The organism is Lysinibacillus contaminans, from assembly GCF_001278945.1.
In the GTDB taxonomy this organism is placed as follows: Bacteria; Bacillota; Bacilli; order Bacillales_A; family Planococcaceae; genus Lysinibacillus; species Lysinibacillus contaminans.
In genome coordinates this window covers 266,968-283,365 of sequence record NZ_LGRV01000007.1, presented here as the reverse complement: position 1 = coordinate 283,365, position 16,398 = coordinate 266,968, and the positions used below count along the sequence as shown (strand labels likewise).

Sequence of the window (16,398 nt, the reverse complement as noted above, 5' to 3'; positions counted from 1 at the left end):
CACCGAAACATTCAAAATTACTTCTATTGTAACACAACTATTTCCAAACGTTACCCACTCATTTTTCCTTTAGCTCGCCTGCACCGACCATTATTGTTTCACGTCGAATATCAGCGCCTAAATCACGTAATTTTTCAATAAGTGAGCTATAGCCGCGTTCAATATGATAAATATCATGAATTTCTGTTACACCTTCAGCTAGAAGGCCCGCAAGTACCAATGCTGCGCCAGCACGAAGATCTGTTGCCGTCACGGTTGACCCATGCAATTCGTTTGGTCCGGTTATAATAGCTGTATTACCCTCCACACGGGCGTTAGCGTTCATACGACGAAGCTCATCGATGTGTTTAAAGCGTGCTGAATAAATTGTATCTGTCACTTTCGAGGAGCCTAGCGCCTGTGTCATTAAGACAGAAAGTGGTTGCTGAATATCCGTTGGGAATCCAGGATACACTAACGTCTTTACATCTACTGCTTGTAGCTTTGCTAAATCCGTTTTCGGAATATAAATACTCTCGTCACCGATTTCAATTTTCACGCCCATTTCACGTAGTTTTGCCGTAATTGCCTCTAAGTGAAGTGGAATAACATTATCAATTGTAATACCATCACCTACTGCTGCTGCCATAATCATAAATGTCGCTGCTTCTATGCGGTCAGGAATAATCGTGTGCTCTGTGCCATGAAGCTCATCAACACCATCAATACGAATAACACTCGTACCCGCACCTTTAATATTAGCGCCCATATTTGTTAACAACGTGGCAACGTCAATAATTTCAGGTTCTTTTGCCGCATTTTCAATAATCGTACGTCCTTTTGCCCGTACAGCTGCTAGCATAATATTGATTGTTGCGCCTACACTCGCCACATCTAAATAAATTTTCGCTCCGATTAGTTCATCCGCACGTAAATAAATAGCGCCGTGTTCGTTTGTGATTTTGGCCCCAAGTGCTTCAAAGCCTTTAATATGTTGGTCAATTGGACGTGGACCTAAGAAACAGCCTCCAGGTAAACCAATAACAGCTTTTTTAAAACGTCCAAGCATCGCACCCATTAAATAATACGAGGCACGAAGCTTTTTTACATTACCATTTGGTAACGGTAGTGCAACCATTTCCGACGGGTCAATTACCATTTTCCCGTCCTCAAATGACACTTCACCACCTATTTCTTCCAATAGTGCTTTTAACGTCCAAGCATCAGAAATCTCTGGTATTCCTCCAATTGTCACTGGAGAGCTCGCCAAAATCGATGCAGGAATTAAGGCGACTGCACTATTTTTTGCACCACTTACTTTAATTGTACCTTTAAGACGATTTTCGCCAGTAATTTTATATACATCCATTTTGCGTTCTCCCTCATGATTGGAAAGTAAAATTTTTTCATAATTATCCATGCACTCACACCAAGTCATCTGCGTCGTTTTAAACCCTAGGGTATATACGCGCTTGAATGCGCTTTTCTTTATTTGTCTGACTATATATTCTTATTATTCGCTTTTTCTCTTATTCCAATCCGCTAAAAATCCTTCAATTCCTTTATCAGTTAATGGATGATGGAAAAGTTGTTTTAACACTTTGAAAGGCGTTGTAGAGATATGTGCTCCAGCAAGTGCTGCTGCAGTCACATGTTGCGGATGGCGAATTGAAGCTGCAATAATTTCTGTCTTAATATTATGGATTGTGAAAATATCAGCAATTGTTTCAATAAGTTCTACACCATTTTGACCAATATCATCTAAACGGCCGATAAATGGAGATACGTATGTAGCACCTGCACGAGCAGCCATTAACGCTTGATTTGCACTGAAAATTAACGTTACATTTGTTTTAATGCCTTTTTCTGAAAAGAATTTACACGCAGTTAGACCATCTGGTGTCATCGGTAATTTCACTGTGATATTCGGCGCGATTGCGGCTAATTCTAGCCCTTCTTTAATCATACCTTCTGCATCTAGAGCAATAACTTCACCACTAATTGAACCATCAACTAGCTCAGCAATTTCACGTAAACGATCATGGAAAGATACGTTTGCTTCTTTTGCTACTAATGACGGGTTTGTTGTAACTCCTGATAAAATCCCCCATGCATGTGCTTCTTTAATTTCTTCAAAATTCGCTGTATCAATAAAAAATTTCATATTATTTCCTCCTCAACCCATTTATCTTATATTATTAAATAACTGTTAATTAGTCGTTCTCTTAAAAACAAGAGAAGGTCGATTTAAGCATCAACACTTCTCTTATCGTACATAATATTCATCTTATGTTGTTTTAACATGTAAAACAAAAGTTACGCTTTTTGTGAGCTACCAAATTCACGCATCTTGCCAATTACTGTTGCTTTAATGGCATCACGCGCAGGGATTAAATATTTGCGTGGGTCGTATACTTTAGTATCATTTGCTAATACTTCACGAACCGCTTTTGTTGCCGCAATTTGGTTTTCAGTATTAACATTAATTTTTGCCGTTCCTAATGAGATAGAGCGTTGGATATCTTTTGTTGGGATACCAGTACCGCCATGTAATACTAATGGAAGTTCTGCTAATTTCGAAATTTCTTCCATTTCTTTAAAGCCAAGGTTTGGTTCACCTTGGTAAGGGCCATGAACTGAGCCTAATGCTGGTGCTAAGCAGTCAATGTTTGTAGCTTCTACAAGCTTTTTACATTCTGCTGGGTCTGCGTACATGATGCCGCCGATTACGCCATCTTCTTCGCCACCTACTGTGCCAAGTTCTGCTTCTACTGAAACACCTTTAGCATGTGCATATTCAACAACTTCAGAAGTGATTTTTACGTTTTCTTCAAATGAGTGATGTGAAGCGTCAATCATAACAGATGTGAAGCCAGCATCAATCGCTTCTTTACATTTAGCAAAACTTGAACCGTGGTCAAGGTGAATTGCTACTGGTACTGTAATATTATAGCTTTCAATTAATCCTTTTACCATGTGTACTACTGCGATAAATCCGCCCATGTATTTTCCAGCGCCTTCAGATACACCTAAAATAACCGGAGAGTTTTCTTCTTGTGCAGCAAGTAAAATTGCTTGTGTAAATTCAAGGTTGTTAATGTTGAATTGACCTACAGCATAACCTTCTGCTTTTGCCTTAATTAACATGTCTTTCATTGATACTAATGCCATTATAAAAATCCTCCTTGTAGGACTATTTTGTATTCGCAAATTTGCATTTCAATCATAGCAAAAATAGAGTACTCTGAAAAGTATTTTCAGTTCACACCTATTTTATGTACCAAAAGCGGAAAGATTGTACATGATTTTCTACGCGAGCATAGTTATGAGAAATATTTTCAGTTCTTTTATCTGCCAACAGCAACTAAAACAGGCTGTGCTTGTCACTGCCTGCGAGTTTAAACTTTTAAAATTTTATTGACTTCATCCCGTACTTCAAAAATATCAAAAGGCTTTGTAAAATAACGAATGGCACCTAAGCTAAGCGCCTCTTGCACAATATTAAGCTCTCCATATGCAGTCATCATAAATACTGGAAGCCCTGGCCATTTTTCTTTCAAACGTTTTAAAATCTCAATCCCATTCATTCCTGGTATTTTCATATCTAGTAAAACGCAATCCATCTCATGTTCCTCTGCAAAACTCAATGCTTCGATTCCATTTGCCGCTAGATATGTAGCATATCCCTCTTTTTTCATTACCTCATTTAAAAGCAAACGAATTCCCTGCTGATCATCAACAATTAGTAAACGTTTCACCTTCTATTCAGCCCCTCAGTAATTTATTTGTAATATTTTACCTGAATCTTTTCTTTATTGTATACTTCTCTAGTTATCGCTTAATACCTTCAAGTATTATATATTTTTTGTTTTTGATTTATATATTTCTCAAATATATAATATTAAAAGAGGTGGAAATATGTCGAAAATACTTACAACTCAATTGAGTGGTTTATTACAAAGAATAACACAAAACGAAGAAGAAGCAATTGAAGAAACTGCACGTTTGTTAGCTCAAGCTGGCATTGGTGCTGGTAATATCTATTTTGCTTGTTTTGGTGAAATGCAGGCAATTGAAGTAAATGCGCTCCACGGTGTAGAACGATTTACAAAATTATTACCCTGGACAAAAGATACTATATTGGAAGAAGCAGATCGTGTATGTATTTTCACACGAAGTGCATTTGACGAGGAGGCTCTTGCCCTTGCACAAAAATTAAATGATGATTTCATTCCATTTGCGGCAGTTGCTAGTGAAGTGTCGACTGTTGAAAATCCATTAGCTGATTTAGCATACACATATATTTCAACACGTATTCGAGGTGGACTGATACCAAATGATTTAGGCGAGAGAATTGTCGTACCACATACGATAGCTGCCCTTTTTATTTATGAAGCAATAAAAATGGCTTTTGATGAAATGCTAAACCTTGATGAAGAAGAACTATAAGTAATTTTAGATTGCTGGTTGATTGGAGTGAAGGCTGGGCGACTCCTGGGGGATTAGCGTCCCAGATGAGACCCTGGAGAGAGCGTAGCGAGTGAAGCGGCTCATCGGACGCCCCCCGGAAAGCGCCCAGCCGGAACGGAAATCAACCCCTCATTTCTGTAGTTAAAGGAGCTTTTAAGTACAGATTTTGCTGTAGAGACCATTTTTAAGAACGATTCATTCATGCAATTTCTATGGACTAGATACTTTATCAACAAAATTAAAGCTCACTTTCCCTATCTCTAAGGGAAAGTGAGCTTTTATATTGTCCTATATTATTTAAATGTTGCACCGATGAAGTCACGGAATAATGGTTGTGGACGGTTTGGACGAGACACAAACTCTGGGTGGAATTGACAAGCGACGAAGAAGTTTTTGTCTGGTAACTCGACTATTTCCACTAGTTTGTTGTCTGGGCTTGTACCTGAGAATACAAGACCTGCTGCTTCCATTGCTTCACGGTATTCATTATTGAATTCGTAACGGTGACGATGACGTTCATAAACAAGCTCTTTGCCATAAGCGTTGCTCGCTTTTGAACCTTCTTGTAATTTACATGGATATAAACCAAGACGTAATGTACCACCAAGGTCTACACCTTCGTTTTGATCTGGTAAGAAATCAATAATTGGATATTGCGTCTCAGAGTCAAGCTCTGTAGAGTGTGCACCTTGTAAACCTAATACATTACGTGCGAATTCTACTGTTGCCAACTGCATACCAAGACAAATACCTAAGAATGGTACATCATTTTCACGTGCATATTGTGTTGCAAGAATTTTCCCTTCAACACCACGGTCACCAAATCCACCTGGCACTAAAATTGCATCTGACTCTTTTAGTAATGAAGCAACATTCTCTGCAGTTATATGCTCTGCATTGATCCAATCAATTTCGATATCTGAGTTGAACGCATAGCCTGCATGTTTCAATGCTTCTACAACAGAAATATAGGCATCTTGCAGCTCTACGTATTTACCAACTAATGCAATTTTACGTTTATTCGGTAAGTTTTTCACTTTTTCTACAAGGTCACGCCATTCTTCCATGTCAGCCTCTGGTGCTTCGATGCCAAAATGGTCAAGAACGATGTCATCAAAGTCTTGTGCATGTAAGTTTAGTGGTACTTCATATAAGTGCTCTGCATCACGAGATTCAATAATTTCATGTGGCTGCACGTCACAGAATAATGCTAATTTTTCTTTCATTTCTTCTGGCACTTCTTGCTCTGTACGTACAACAATGATATTTGGTTGAATACCTAGAGCACGTAATTCTTTTACAGAATGTTGTGTTGGTTTCGTTTTTAACTCACCAGCTGCTTTAATGTATGGAATTAACGTACAGTGTACGTACATAACATTGTCATGGCCAAGATTTGTTTTCATTTGGCGAATTGCTTCAAGGAATGGTAGTGATTCGATATCCCCTACAGTTCCGCCTACTTCTGTAATCACAACGTCTGCATTTGTTTCACGGCCCGCACGTTGAATACGCTCTTTGATTTCATTCGTAATATGAGGAATTACTTGTACTGTTCCACCGTTATAATCACCGCGGCGTTCTTTTTGTAGAACTGTTTGGTACACACGACCAGAAGTCACAGTTGAGTGTTTTCCTAAGTTAATGTCGATGAAACGCTCGTAGTGACCTAAGTCTAAGTCAGCCTCAGCGCCGTCATCTGTTACAAACACCTCACCATGTTGATAAGGACTCATTGTACCTGGGTCGATATTGATGTATGGATCAAATTTTTGGATTGTTACTTCTAATCCACGGTTTTTTAGTAAACGTCCTAGAGATGCTGCAACAATCCCTTTTCCAAGTGATGATACAACCCCACCTGTTACGAAAATATACTTAGTCATGAAAAAATTCCTCCTTAATTAATCTAAAATAGCTATTAAAAATAAGAAAAGCCGAGAATGTATGCAAATAGCACATGCAATTCGAAGCTGTAAAAGTTTCTATCTCTTTAATACTTTCCTTTTTAAGAAAAGCGCATTCGCGCCCGAAACGAAAGTAAACGTACTCCCCCTTTCGTCAGGGGTCGCTTCGCTCACTCGAACGTCGTCGTTAATGCCTAAACTCAAATGAAAAGTATACTTTCTTATTTTTTTAAAAAATAAAAAACGCCCCTCCTGCATAGGTTTGCAGGGGGAGCGTATTAAATACACGGTCAATCTCCTCTTTTAAGGAGCCCAAGTAAAAGATTAAACGGAACTAGGAAAGAAGTCAAGATTTTTTACTTCAAGTACAAAAAAGATAAAAACTAAGTTGCATTTGAATAATTAAATTTCTTCCTCAAGTTCATCTTCTACTTCAAATTCTTCTTCGATAAAGTCTTCATCGATTACTTCGATTTCTTCAATTTCTTCGATTACTTCAATCTCTTCAATCTCTTCTTCATCATCAAAATCGATATCTACTTTTTCTTCATCAAGTTCTTCTTCAACGAATTCTTCGTAGTCTTCATCAAAGTCGATTTCTTCTTCATCTAAATCAAGATCATCGTCATCGTCTCCAACGACAGATTTAGCTTTTTTCTTGTGCGTCTTCACAGAAGGAGCTGTTTCTTCTTCAATTTGTTCTACTTTAAACCATTCACGTAAGCCCCAACCATTTTCTTGGTTGTATAAAAAGCGGCCGTCAATGTTCAGGTCAGTGTAAAATTGTAGTAAACGTCTTTTAATTTCTGCGTCTTTTAAACCTGTTAATTCTTTAAGAATTGTTAGTAAATCATTTAATGGAATTGAAGTGCGTTTTTCTTCTAAAATTGCATGCGTTAAATCAATTAACGACTCTTCAGCTAATTGTTCTTTTGTCATTTCACGAAAATTCAATTCGTGCACGTCCTTTCCCTCATCACATTTAGGATGTTTAAAATTAAATGGTGCTTTATTAGAAAATCATATAAAAAGCGCGCATTTTAATATGCTGCGCAAAAGTAACCTTCCATACCATAAGCATAATACCCATTATATACAAAGTTTTAACCTCTTAGCTAGCTTCAATTACTGTTTTTTATATTAATCATTATTTTAATACCTACGTAAAATAAATAAATCGACAATAATAGCAAAGGAATTGCGCCAATTTGCTTATTATACAGGAAAATTGCCCCCAATACTAAAGCTAAAATGATAATGTAGTGAATAATGGATTTCACCCTCTACTGCGCCCCCTTTGTTTGTCATTTATATTATAACGAAAATGAAAAGCAGTGCCTAATCGAATGACTAGACACTGATAAAATATAGAAACATTCTACATTAACTAGTTGAAATTGTAATATATAAAAACCGTATTAGGATTTGTTTTTACATATTACGTCGGAATTGACCGCCTACCTCATATAAAGCATTCGTAATTTGTCCTAAACTTGCTACTTTTACTGTGTTCATCAGCTCTTCAAAAATATTACCATTGTTTATAGCAATTGTCTGTAAGCGATTAAGTGCCGCTTCCAATTCTGCATTATGCTGTTGCCAGAAACTTTGTAAATTACGAATTTGCGTTTCTTTTTCTTCCGTAGACGCACGTGCAATTTCCATATTATCTATTGCATCAGCAGTTGGTGGATTTGGATTTAGGTAAGTATTCACACCAATAATCGGTAATTCACCTGAGTGCTTCAACATTTCATAATGCATGGATTCCTCTTGAATTTTACCACGTTGGTATTGAGTCTCCATCGCGCCTAGAACACCACCGCGGTCATTAATGCGGTCGAACTCCTCTAGCACTGCTTCTTCAATCAAGTCTGTTAATTCTTCTACTATAAAGGCACCTTGTAATGGATTCTCATTTTTCGCTAAGCCATGCTCTTTCGTAATAATCATTTGAATTGCCATGGCACGGCGAACAGATTCTTCTGTTGGTGTAGTAATCGCTTCATCGTAAGCATTTGTATGCAAGGAATTACAGTTATCCTGTAGCGCCATTAACGCCTGCAACGTTGTACGAATATCATTAAAGTCAATTTCCTGAGCGTGTAAACTACGACCCGAAGTTTGTATATGATACTTCAGCTTTTGTGCTCGCTCATTCGCACCGTATTTATCACGCATGACAACTGCCCAAATTCGACGCGCCACTCGACCGATTACCGTATATTCTGGGTCAAGTCCATTTGAGAAGAAGAAGGATAAGTTAGGCGCAAAATCATCGATATTCATGCCGCGACTTAAATAGTACTCAACATACGTAAAGCCATTTGAAAGTGTAAATGCTAACTGCGAAATTGGATTTGCACCGGCTTCTGCAATATGATAGCCAGAAATCGATACCGAATAATAATTACGCACCTTTTGATCGATAAAGTATTGCTGAATGTCACCCATCATACGCAACGCAAATTCAGTCGAGAAAATACATGTATTTTGCCCTTGATCTTCTTTTAAAATATCAGCTTGTACTGTTCCACGTACTACTTGCATTGTACGTGTTCGTACGTCAGTAAATTCTTCCATTGTCAATGTGCGACCAAGTTCTTCTTCGCGCAATTTCACTTGCTGATCAATCGCTGTATTCATAAACATAGCTAGAATTATTGGTGCTGGCCCGTTAATCGTCATCGAAACAGATGTAGATGGTGCACAAAGGTCAAAGCCTGCATATAGCTTTTTCATATCCTCTAGCGTACAAATCGATACACCTGATTCCCCAACCTTACCGTATATATCTGGACGATGATTTGGATCCTCACCGTATAAAGTCACCGAATCAAATGCGGTTGATAGACGCTTTGCATCGTCGTCTTTCGATAAGTAATGGAAGCGCTTATTTGTACGTTCTGGCGTCCCTTCACCGGCAAATTGCCTTTTCGGATCTTCGCCTTCACGTTTAAACTGGAATACACCAGCGGTAAACGGAAATTCACCTGGTACATTTTCACGATATACCCAGCGTAAAATTTCACCATAGTCAACGAACTTTGGCAAGACAACCCTTGGGATTTTCGTGCCGGAAAGGCTTGTCGTCGTTAAAATCGTACGAATTTCTTTATCACGGACTTTCGTGACAAATTCATCGCCAGTATACGCTTCTTTTAATTTTTGCCAATTATCTAATATACGCTTCGATTCTGCTGTTAATTCATCTCTGACACCTTCCGCTAAAGATGTAAGAGATGCGACAAGTGCATCATCTGCTGCTTTTTCCTTTACAGCTGTAATCGCACCTTCTAATTGGAATAAGCGACGTGCAAAGCCCACTTGCTGTTCCGATTTTTTATGATAACCACGTACTGTATCCGTAATTTCACGTAAATAGTAGCGACGATCATTTGGAATAATGACATCCTGCTTTTGTGTTTTGGCGAATTGTTCATAACTCGTTTCCCAATTGCTACCCGTTTTTTCGTTAATCTTAGCTACTAACGCTGCAAATAAAGCATTCGTCCCTTTATCATTAAACTGGCTTGCAATCGTGCCATAAACCGGCATGCTATCAATCGGCGTATCCCATAACTCACGAGAGCGTTGAAACTGTTTTTGTACTTGACGCAATGCATCCTCTGAGCCTTTACGTTCAAATTTATTGATGGCAATGATATCAGCAAAATCAATCATATCGATTTTTTCAAGTTGTGTTGGTGCACCGAATTCACTCGTCATGACATACATAGACAAATCTGTGTATTTCGTAATTTCTGCATCTCCCTGACCAATACCGCTTGTCTCTACAATGATCAAATCATAACCAACAGCTCGAACAACATCTAACACATCTCCAATTGAAGCTGATAACTCTGTTCGCGAGCCACGTGTTGCCAAGCTTCGCATATACACACGGTTATTGAAAATTGCATTCATACGAATACGATCGCCTAGTAATGCCCCACCCGTTTTTTGCTTTGTCGGGTCGACGGAAAGAATGGCCACTCGTTTATCAGGAAATTCTTTTAGAAAACGACGAATAAGCTCATCTGTTAACGAAGATTTCCCTGCGCCACCTGTTCCTGTAATACCAAGAATCGGTGTGCCTTTCGAACGTTTACGTACTTCTTCTAACATCGCTTTCGTTTCTTCATCATCATTTGATTCGGCCGCGGTAATTAAATTTGCTAATAACTCAGGTGTTTCCGTGCTTAAAGCGTCTAACTTTTCCGCGTAATCGCCTGTCGCTGTTGGGAAATCCGAGCCCTTAATTTGTTCATTGATCATCCCTTGTAACCCTAGCACGCGCCCGTCTTCTGGCGAGAATATACCTGAAATACCATACGCATGCAGCTCTTTAATTTCACGCGGTAAAATAACACCGCCCCCACCGCCGTAAATCTTAATATGCGGTGCCCCTTTTTCATGCAGTAAATCATACATATATTTGAAGTATTCCATATGCCCACCTTGATACGAAGACACCGCTATACCTTGTGCATCCTCTTGAATCGCAGCATTGACGACTTCCTCTACCGAGCGGTTATGTCCTAAATGGATAACCTCTACTCCACTCGATTGTAAAATGCGTCGCATAATATTAACCGAAGCATCGTGCCCATCAAAAAGACTTGATGCTGTTACAAAGCGAACATGATTTATCGGACGATGTACTTCTACCTTTGTCATATGAAATCCCCACTTTCTCCCGTTAGTGAATTTACTCTGTCGTTGAAAAAAGAGCGCGTTGCTCAACACACTATTAATGGCTCATCACCATAACGTGGAGTTGATTTCCGTTCCGGTTGGCGCTCTTTAAATCGGATGTCATCTCCGATCTTTGGTAATGAACCCACCAATTGATAAATAGCCGGCAATTGCAATGTAGCACTATGCAATTACCGGCTTATCTCTTAGTAATACTTAAGTTAAAACCCCTTAATGCCAGAAATGAACAATGTCGTTTGCATTTCAATATACTCATCGAGCGTATGCTGACGGTGAAGAGCCCATTTACGGAATGCCCAACTTTGTCCTTGGACGACTAAACTATTCGCGGCCATATGAATCTGCTTATCTGTCATTGAAATTTCCCCTGACTGCACACAACGTTTAAGTAAACGCTCTACGACAGCTACAATTTCAAATTCCTTACTAAATACATAGGCTTGTGCTTCCTTCGATAAGGATTTCGTCTCTTGATACATTATTGTTAATTCATCGAGCATGCCATCTACTTGTAAAAAGTATTCTCGAATGGCTGATTTTAGGTCATCAACTGTACCTTCTTTAATTTCAAAATTTGCTAAACGACCCATCGACTGCTTATATATGCTATCGCAAACGAGATAAAGTACATCTTCTTTTGTGCGAATATATTCATAGAGTGTACCAATACTGAACCCCGCCGCCTTAGCAATTTCTCTCGTTGTCGCACGATGAAAGCCTTTTTCTTTAAATAACTTTATAGCACCTTGAATCATCTGTTCTCGACGAACGGCAATAAGACTTTCATCTTTTACAGTGGACTGGACTTGAGGCCCTTTTGTTTTATCGACCATATATTATTTAGTCAACATACGCGAGATAACAAGACGTTGAATTTCTTGCGTACCTTCGTATATTTGAGTTATTTTCGCATCACGCATGTAGCGCTCAACTGGATAGTCTTTCGTATAACCATAGCCACCAAATACTTGAACAGCTTCTACCGTTACATTCATTGCTGTGTCACCAGCCATTAATTTCGCCATTGCCGATGCTTTACCATATGGTAAGTTATTTGACTCTAACCAAGCTGCTTGATATGTTAGGAGCCTTGATGCTTCGATAGATGTTGCCATGTCTGCTAATTTAAAAGCTACCCCTTGATTTGCTACAATTGGCTTGCCGAATTGCACACGTTCTTTTGCATAATCAACAGATGCATCAAGTGCACCTTGTGCAATACCAACTGCTTGTGCAGCGATACCATTACGTCCACCATCTAGTGTCGTCATTGCGATTTTAAAGCCATCACCCTCTGCACCAAGTAAGTTTTCCTTTGGCACACGACAATTATCGAAAATAATTTCAGTCGTTGGTGATGAACGGATGCCTAGTTTCTTTTCTTTTTTCCCAACTGAGAAGCCTTCAAAGCCAGCTTCAACGATGAATGCGGATGTACCGTTTTTCGCCTCTGGATCAGTTACCGCAAATACGATATATGTATCTGCTACCCCACCATTTGTGATAAAGATCTTAGAACCATTTAAAATATAATCATCACCATCACGTTTAGCGTATGTCTTCATACCGCCTGCATCTGAGCCTGAACTTGCCTCTGTTAAGCCATAAGCGCCGATATGTTTGCCCTCTGCCATTGGACGAAGGTATTTTTGCTTTTGCTCCTCATTGCCGTATTTATATACTGGCCAGCCTGCTAAAGATGTATGTGCCGATAATGTTACCCCTGTTGACGCACATACACGTGATAATTCTTCTACTGCAATGACGTATGCAAGATAGTCAAAGCCTGCGCCACCATACTCTTCTGGCCACGGAATACCCGTTAATCCTAGCTCCGCCATTTTGTCGAAAATACCACGGTCGAATTCTTCGTGTTCGTCACGTGACTCTGCAGTTGGGGCTACCTCATTAACTGCGAAGTCGCGAATCATTTCACGCAATTGCTCATGTTCTTCAGATAATTGAAAATTCATTGGTCATATCCCCTTTTATTTAAGTAAGTGTTTGCTAATAACAAGTTTTTGAATTTCGCTAGTACCTTCATAAATTTCAGTTACCTTCGCATCGCGGAAAAAGCGTTCCACTGGGTAATCCTTTGTGTAGCCATAGCCACCAAAGATTTGAACAGCTTCGATTGCTGTTTGCACCGCTGTGCGTGACGCAAGAAGCTTCGCCATCGACGCCTCTTGCCCGCACGGTAAACCTTTAGAACGTAAATCAGCAGCTTTGTACACAAGTAGCTTTGCCGCTTCCACCGCAGTCGCCATATCTGCAAGCTTAAAACCAATTCCTTGTTGTACTGCAATCGGCTTACCAAATTGCACGCGTTCTTTCGCATAAGCAGTTGCCGCTTCAAGTGCCGCCTCTGCAATACCTAAAGACTGTGCGGCAATACCTATACGACCTACATCTAAATTGGCCATCGCGATTTTAAAGCCTTCTCCTTCTGCTCCAAGGAGATTGCTCACTGGCACTCGGCAATTATCAAACGTCAGCTGCACCGTACGTGAACCATGTAAACCCATTTTCTTTTCGTCTTTCCCAATGACTAAGCCCGGTGTTCCCTTTTCAACGATAAATGCTGAAATACCACGTGTTTTTGCCTCTGTATTAGTGGAAGCAAAGACGATATATACATCTGCTTCACCACCATTTGTAACGAACACCTTCGAACCGTTAATGACATAATCATTGCCATCTTTTTTCGCTTTCGATTGTAACGATCCCGCATCTGAACCTGCACTAGGTTCCGTTAAACAAAATGCTCCTAAAAACTCGCCTGAGGCAAGCTTTGATACATAACGTTGTTTTTGCTCGTCATTTCCAAAATAAATAATTGGATTTGTGCCAACTGACGTATGTACAGATAAAATAACACCCATTACCGCACTAACTTTTGATAGTTCATGAATGGCAAGTATATATGATGTAAAATCCATCGCCGAGCCACCAAATTCCTCTGGAGCTGTAATCCCCATTAAGCCAAGTTCGCCCATTTGTGTTAGCAACTCACGCGGAAACTCCCCAGCTTCCATATGCTCTACCCATGGTTCAATCTTTTCTTTCGCAAAATCACGCACCATATCACGCATCATGATTTGCTCTTCTGTAAACTGTAAAAGCATCTATGTCACCCCTCTTTGTTGTCACGTAAAAAATCCCATCCCCATAGGATTATTACTCGTAAATGTAGAAGCCTCTACCAGATTTCTTCCCAAGCCAGCCTGCTGCCACGTATTTACGTAACAATGGACAAGGACGATACTTACTATCTCCTAAGCCTTCATGTAAAATTTCCATAATCGATAAACATGTATCTAAGCCAATAAAATCAGCTAGTGTAAGTGGCCCCATTGGATGATTCATACCCAGTTTCATTACGTCATCAATGGCCTCTTTTGTCGCAACGCCTTCATATAATGCATATACCGCTTCATTAATCATTGGCAGTAAGATACGATTCGCGATGAAACCAGGGAAATCATTCACTTCCACAGGTGTTTTCGATAATTTCACTGTCATTTCTTCAACTTCTTTGTACACATCATCAGCGGTTGCCAATCCGCGAATAATTTCAACCAGCTTCATCACAGGCACAGGGTTCATAAAGTGCATGCCAATTACTTGCTCTGGACGATTTGTTACAGCTGCAATTTCCGTAATTGGTAAGGATGATGTGTTTGTTGCTAATATCGCATGGGCCGGTGCTAGTTTATCTAGTTGCTTAAAAATAGATTGCTTGATCTCCATATTTTCTACAGCTGCTTCGATAATAATATCCACTTCACTAGCATCCTGTAAGTCTAGTGACATTGTAATACGACCTAAAATAGCTACTTTTTCTTCTTCGGTTTTACGGCCTTTTTCAACGTCACGTGTTAAGTTTTTTGTAATAACTCCTAAACCACGCTCGAAAAATTCTTGCTTCATATCATTAAGTTTCACGTCATAACCAGCCTGTGCACAAACTTGCGCAATACCAGAACCCATTTGTCCGGCACCAATGACCATTACTTTTTGAATTCCCATCATGCATTGCCCCCTGTTTTTGGTACTTCAATCATAATAGCGTCACCTTGTCCGCCGCCTGAGCAAATCGCTGCAATACCAATGCCACCACCACGGCGTTTTAACTCATGCGCAAGTGTCAAAATAATGCGTGCACCAGATGCTCCAATTGGATGACCTAGTGCCACTGCGCCACCGTTAACATTTACTTTTTCTGGGTTAAGTTTCGCAAGCTGATTGCTAACTAGTGCAACTGCTGCAAAAGCTTCGTTGATTTCAATCAAATCAATATCAACTAATGTTTTACCCGTCTTTTCTAGAAGCTTATTAATAACAAGCCCCGGTGTTTGTGGGAAATTCTTTGGTTCAACACCAATCTCCGCATGACCAAGTACAACTGCAAGTGTTTCTTTGCCTTCACGCTGTGCTCGCTCCTCACTCATTAACACAAAGGCACATGCTCCATCATTAACGCCTGGTGCGTTACCTGCTGTGATTGTACCGTCCTTCTCGAATGCTGGTTTTAGATTTGCTAGCGCTTCCAAAGATGTACTAGCTCTAGGTGCCTCATCAACCTTAAATAGAAGTGGTTCGCCTTTTCGCTGCGGTATTTCTACAGGCACGATTTCCTCTGCAAAATAACCCTTTTCAATCGCTGTTAATGCTCGTTCATGACTTCTCACAGACCAAGCATCTTGCTCCTCACGGCTTAATGAGAATTCAGTGGCAGTCGAGTTGCCATAGCTCCCCATATGTGGTCTTGCTATATCAAACGCACATGATAGTCCATCATAAATCATACCATCCACCAATTTCGAATCACCCATACGTAAACCCGTACGACCATTTAATAAATAATAAGGTGCATTGGACATCGATTCCATACCACCAGCAACAATCACTTCCTCGTCCCCTAAACGAATTAACTGATCCGCTAGTGTTACGGCACGCATACCTGAAGCACAAACTTTATTAATCGTTTCTGTTTTCACTTCCGCCGCCAAACCTGCCTTAATAGCTGCCTGCCTTGATGGTATTTGTCCCTGACCTGCCTGCAATACTGTGCCTAAAATTACTTCGTCTACTGCCTCAGGTGCAACACTTGCTCTTTCTAGTGCTCCTTTAACGGCAACTGCTCCAAGGTCGCTAGCGCTTAACGAACTTAGGCTACCATTAAATTTCCCAAATGCTGTTCGTGCACCTGCTAAAATAACTGTTCTATTCAAGCAAAACACCCCTTTTGTTTTACATTGATCGATAAGCACTTAATCATTAATGACTGAACGCTCGCTCAACTGATTTCAATGAAAAATGG

13 protein-coding genes are annotated in these 16,398 nt (G+C 39.8%); 1 reads left to right on the top strand and 12 read right to left on the bottom strand.

What is annotated here, in order from left to right; genetic code table 11:
* Positions 1–58 precede the first annotated feature (58 nt).
* The 4 genes from AEA09_RS17565 to AEA09_RS17550 form a co-directional block, all read right to left on the bottom strand.
* Positions 59–1,348 carry a UDP-N-acetylglucosamine 1-carboxyvinyltransferase gene (locus tag AEA09_RS17565; RefSeq protein WP_053585462.1) on the bottom strand — a complete coding sequence of 430 codons (1,290 nt, stop codon included), beginning with the start codon at positions 1,346–1,348 and terminating at the stop codon, positions 59–61.
* Positions 1,349–1,492: 144 nt separating this feature from the next.
* Complete coding sequence (fsa, locus tag AEA09_RS17560; protein ID WP_053585249.1) at positions 1,493–2,143, bottom strand: fructose-6-phosphate aldolase; 651 nt, start codon at positions 2,141–2,143, stop codon at positions 1,493–1,495.
* 152 nt (positions 2,144–2,295) lie between these two features.
* Positions 2,296–3,150 carry a class II fructose-bisphosphate aldolase gene (locus tag AEA09_RS17555; RefSeq protein ID WP_053585248.1) on the bottom strand — a complete coding sequence of 285 codons (855 nt, stop codon included), beginning with the start codon at positions 3,148–3,150 and terminating at the stop codon, positions 2,296–2,298.
* 227 nt (positions 3,151–3,377) lie between these two features.
* Positions 3,378–3,737, bottom strand: coding sequence for a response regulator (locus AEA09_RS17550; RefSeq protein ID WP_082332719.1), 360 nt, complete (start codon positions 3,735–3,737; stop codon positions 3,378–3,380).
* A gap of 160 nt (positions 3,738–3,897) precedes the next feature.
* Here AEA09_RS17550 and AEA09_RS17545 point away from each other — a divergent pair, with 160 nt between their 5' ends.
* Positions 3,898–4,428 (top strand): DUF2529 family protein, encoded by a 531-nt coding sequence (locus tag AEA09_RS17545; protein WP_053585247.1) that lies wholly within the window; start codon positions 3,898–3,900, stop codon positions 4,426–4,428.
* A 314-nt stretch (positions 4,429–4,742) separates the two neighbouring features.
* Here AEA09_RS17545 and AEA09_RS17540 read toward each other — a convergent pair whose 3' ends face one another.
* From AEA09_RS17540 to AEA09_RS17500, 8 genes are all read right to left on the bottom strand, one after another.
* Complete coding sequence (locus AEA09_RS17540; RefSeq protein ID WP_053585246.1) at positions 4,743–6,335, bottom strand: CTP synthase; 1,593 nt, start codon at positions 6,333–6,335, stop codon at positions 4,743–4,745.
* A gap of 423 nt (positions 6,336–6,758) precedes the next feature.
* The gene (gene rpoE, locus AEA09_RS17530; protein ID WP_211263273.1) at positions 6,759–7,310 is read right to left on the bottom strand and encodes a DNA-directed RNA polymerase subunit delta; all 552 of its coding nucleotides are present in this window, start codon (positions 7,308–7,310) and stop codon (positions 6,759–6,761) included.
* A 477-nt stretch (positions 7,311–7,787) separates the two neighbouring features.
* Complete coding sequence (gene icmF, locus AEA09_RS17525; protein WP_053585243.1) at positions 7,788–11,036, bottom strand: fused isobutyryl-CoA mutase/GTPase IcmF; 3,249 nt, start codon at positions 11,034–11,036, stop codon at positions 7,788–7,790.
* Positions 11,037–11,275: 239 nt separating this feature from the next.
* Complete coding sequence (locus AEA09_RS17520) at positions 11,276–11,908, bottom strand: TetR/AcrR family transcriptional regulator (protein ID WP_053585242.1); 633 nt, start codon at positions 11,906–11,908, stop codon at positions 11,276–11,278.
* A 3-nt stretch (positions 11,909–11,911) separates the two neighbouring features.
* Complete coding sequence (locus AEA09_RS17515) at positions 11,912–13,048, bottom strand: acyl-CoA dehydrogenase (RefSeq protein WP_053585241.1); 1,137 nt, start codon at positions 13,046–13,048, stop codon at positions 11,912–11,914.
* Between the two features lie 15 nt (positions 13,049–13,063).
* Positions 13,064–14,200: an acyl-CoA dehydrogenase gene (locus AEA09_RS17510; protein ID WP_053585240.1), complete on the bottom strand. Its 1,137-nt coding sequence runs from the start codon at positions 14,198–14,200 to the stop codon at positions 13,064–13,066.
* 52 nt (positions 14,201–14,252) lie between these two features.
* Entirely contained in the window at positions 14,253–15,104 is an 852-nt protein-coding gene (locus AEA09_RS17505) for a 3-hydroxybutyryl-CoA dehydrogenase (RefSeq protein ID WP_053585239.1), read from the bottom strand.
* Positions 15,104–16,309, bottom strand: coding sequence for an acetyl-CoA C-acetyltransferase (locus tag AEA09_RS17500; RefSeq protein ID WP_053585238.1), 1,206 nt, complete (start codon positions 16,307–16,309; stop codon positions 15,104–15,106). Before AEA09_RS17500 ends, AEA09_RS17505 begins: the two co-directional genes overlap by 1 nt.
* Positions 16,310–16,398: the final 89 nt, after the last annotated feature.

What these genes read in the sequence shown, in the direction of transcription:
- AEA09_RS17565 (WP_053585462.1), bottom strand. Translation starts at nt 1,348, where the DNA reads ATGGATGTATATAAAATTACTGGCGAAAATCGTCTTAAAGGTACAATT.
- fsa (WP_053585249.1), bottom strand. Translation starts at nt 2,143, where the DNA reads ATGAAATTTTTTATTGATACAGCGAATTTTGAAGAAATTAAAGAAGCA.
- AEA09_RS17555 (WP_053585248.1), bottom strand. Translation starts at nt 3,150, where the DNA reads ATGGCATTAGTATCAATGAAAGACATGTTAATTAAGGCAAAAGCAGAA.
- AEA09_RS17545 (WP_053585247.1), top strand. Translation starts at nt 3,898, where the DNA reads ATGTCGAAAATACTTACAACTCAATTGAGTGGTTTATTACAAAGAATA.
- AEA09_RS17540 (WP_053585246.1), bottom strand. Translation starts at nt 6,335, where the DNA reads ATGACTAAGTATATTTTCGTAACAGGTGGGGTTGTATCATCACTTGGA.
- icmF (WP_053585243.1), bottom strand. Translation starts at nt 11,036, where the DNA reads ATGACAAAGGTAGAAGTACATCGTCCGATAAATCATGTTCGCTTTGTA.
- AEA09_RS17520 (WP_053585242.1), bottom strand. Translation starts at nt 11,908, where the DNA reads ATGGTCGATAAAACAAAAGGGCCTCAAGTCCAGTCCACTGTAAAAGAT.
- AEA09_RS17515 (WP_053585241.1), bottom strand. Translation starts at nt 13,048, where the DNA reads ATGAATTTTCAATTATCTGAAGAACATGAGCAATTGCGTGAAATGATT.
- AEA09_RS17510 (WP_053585240.1), bottom strand. Translation starts at nt 14,200, where the DNA reads ATGCTTTTACAGTTTACAGAAGAGCAAATCATGATGCGTGATATGGTG.
- AEA09_RS17505 (WP_053585239.1), bottom strand. Translation starts at nt 15,104, where the DNA reads ATGGGAATTCAAAAAGTAATGGTCATTGGTGCCGGACAAATGGGTTCT.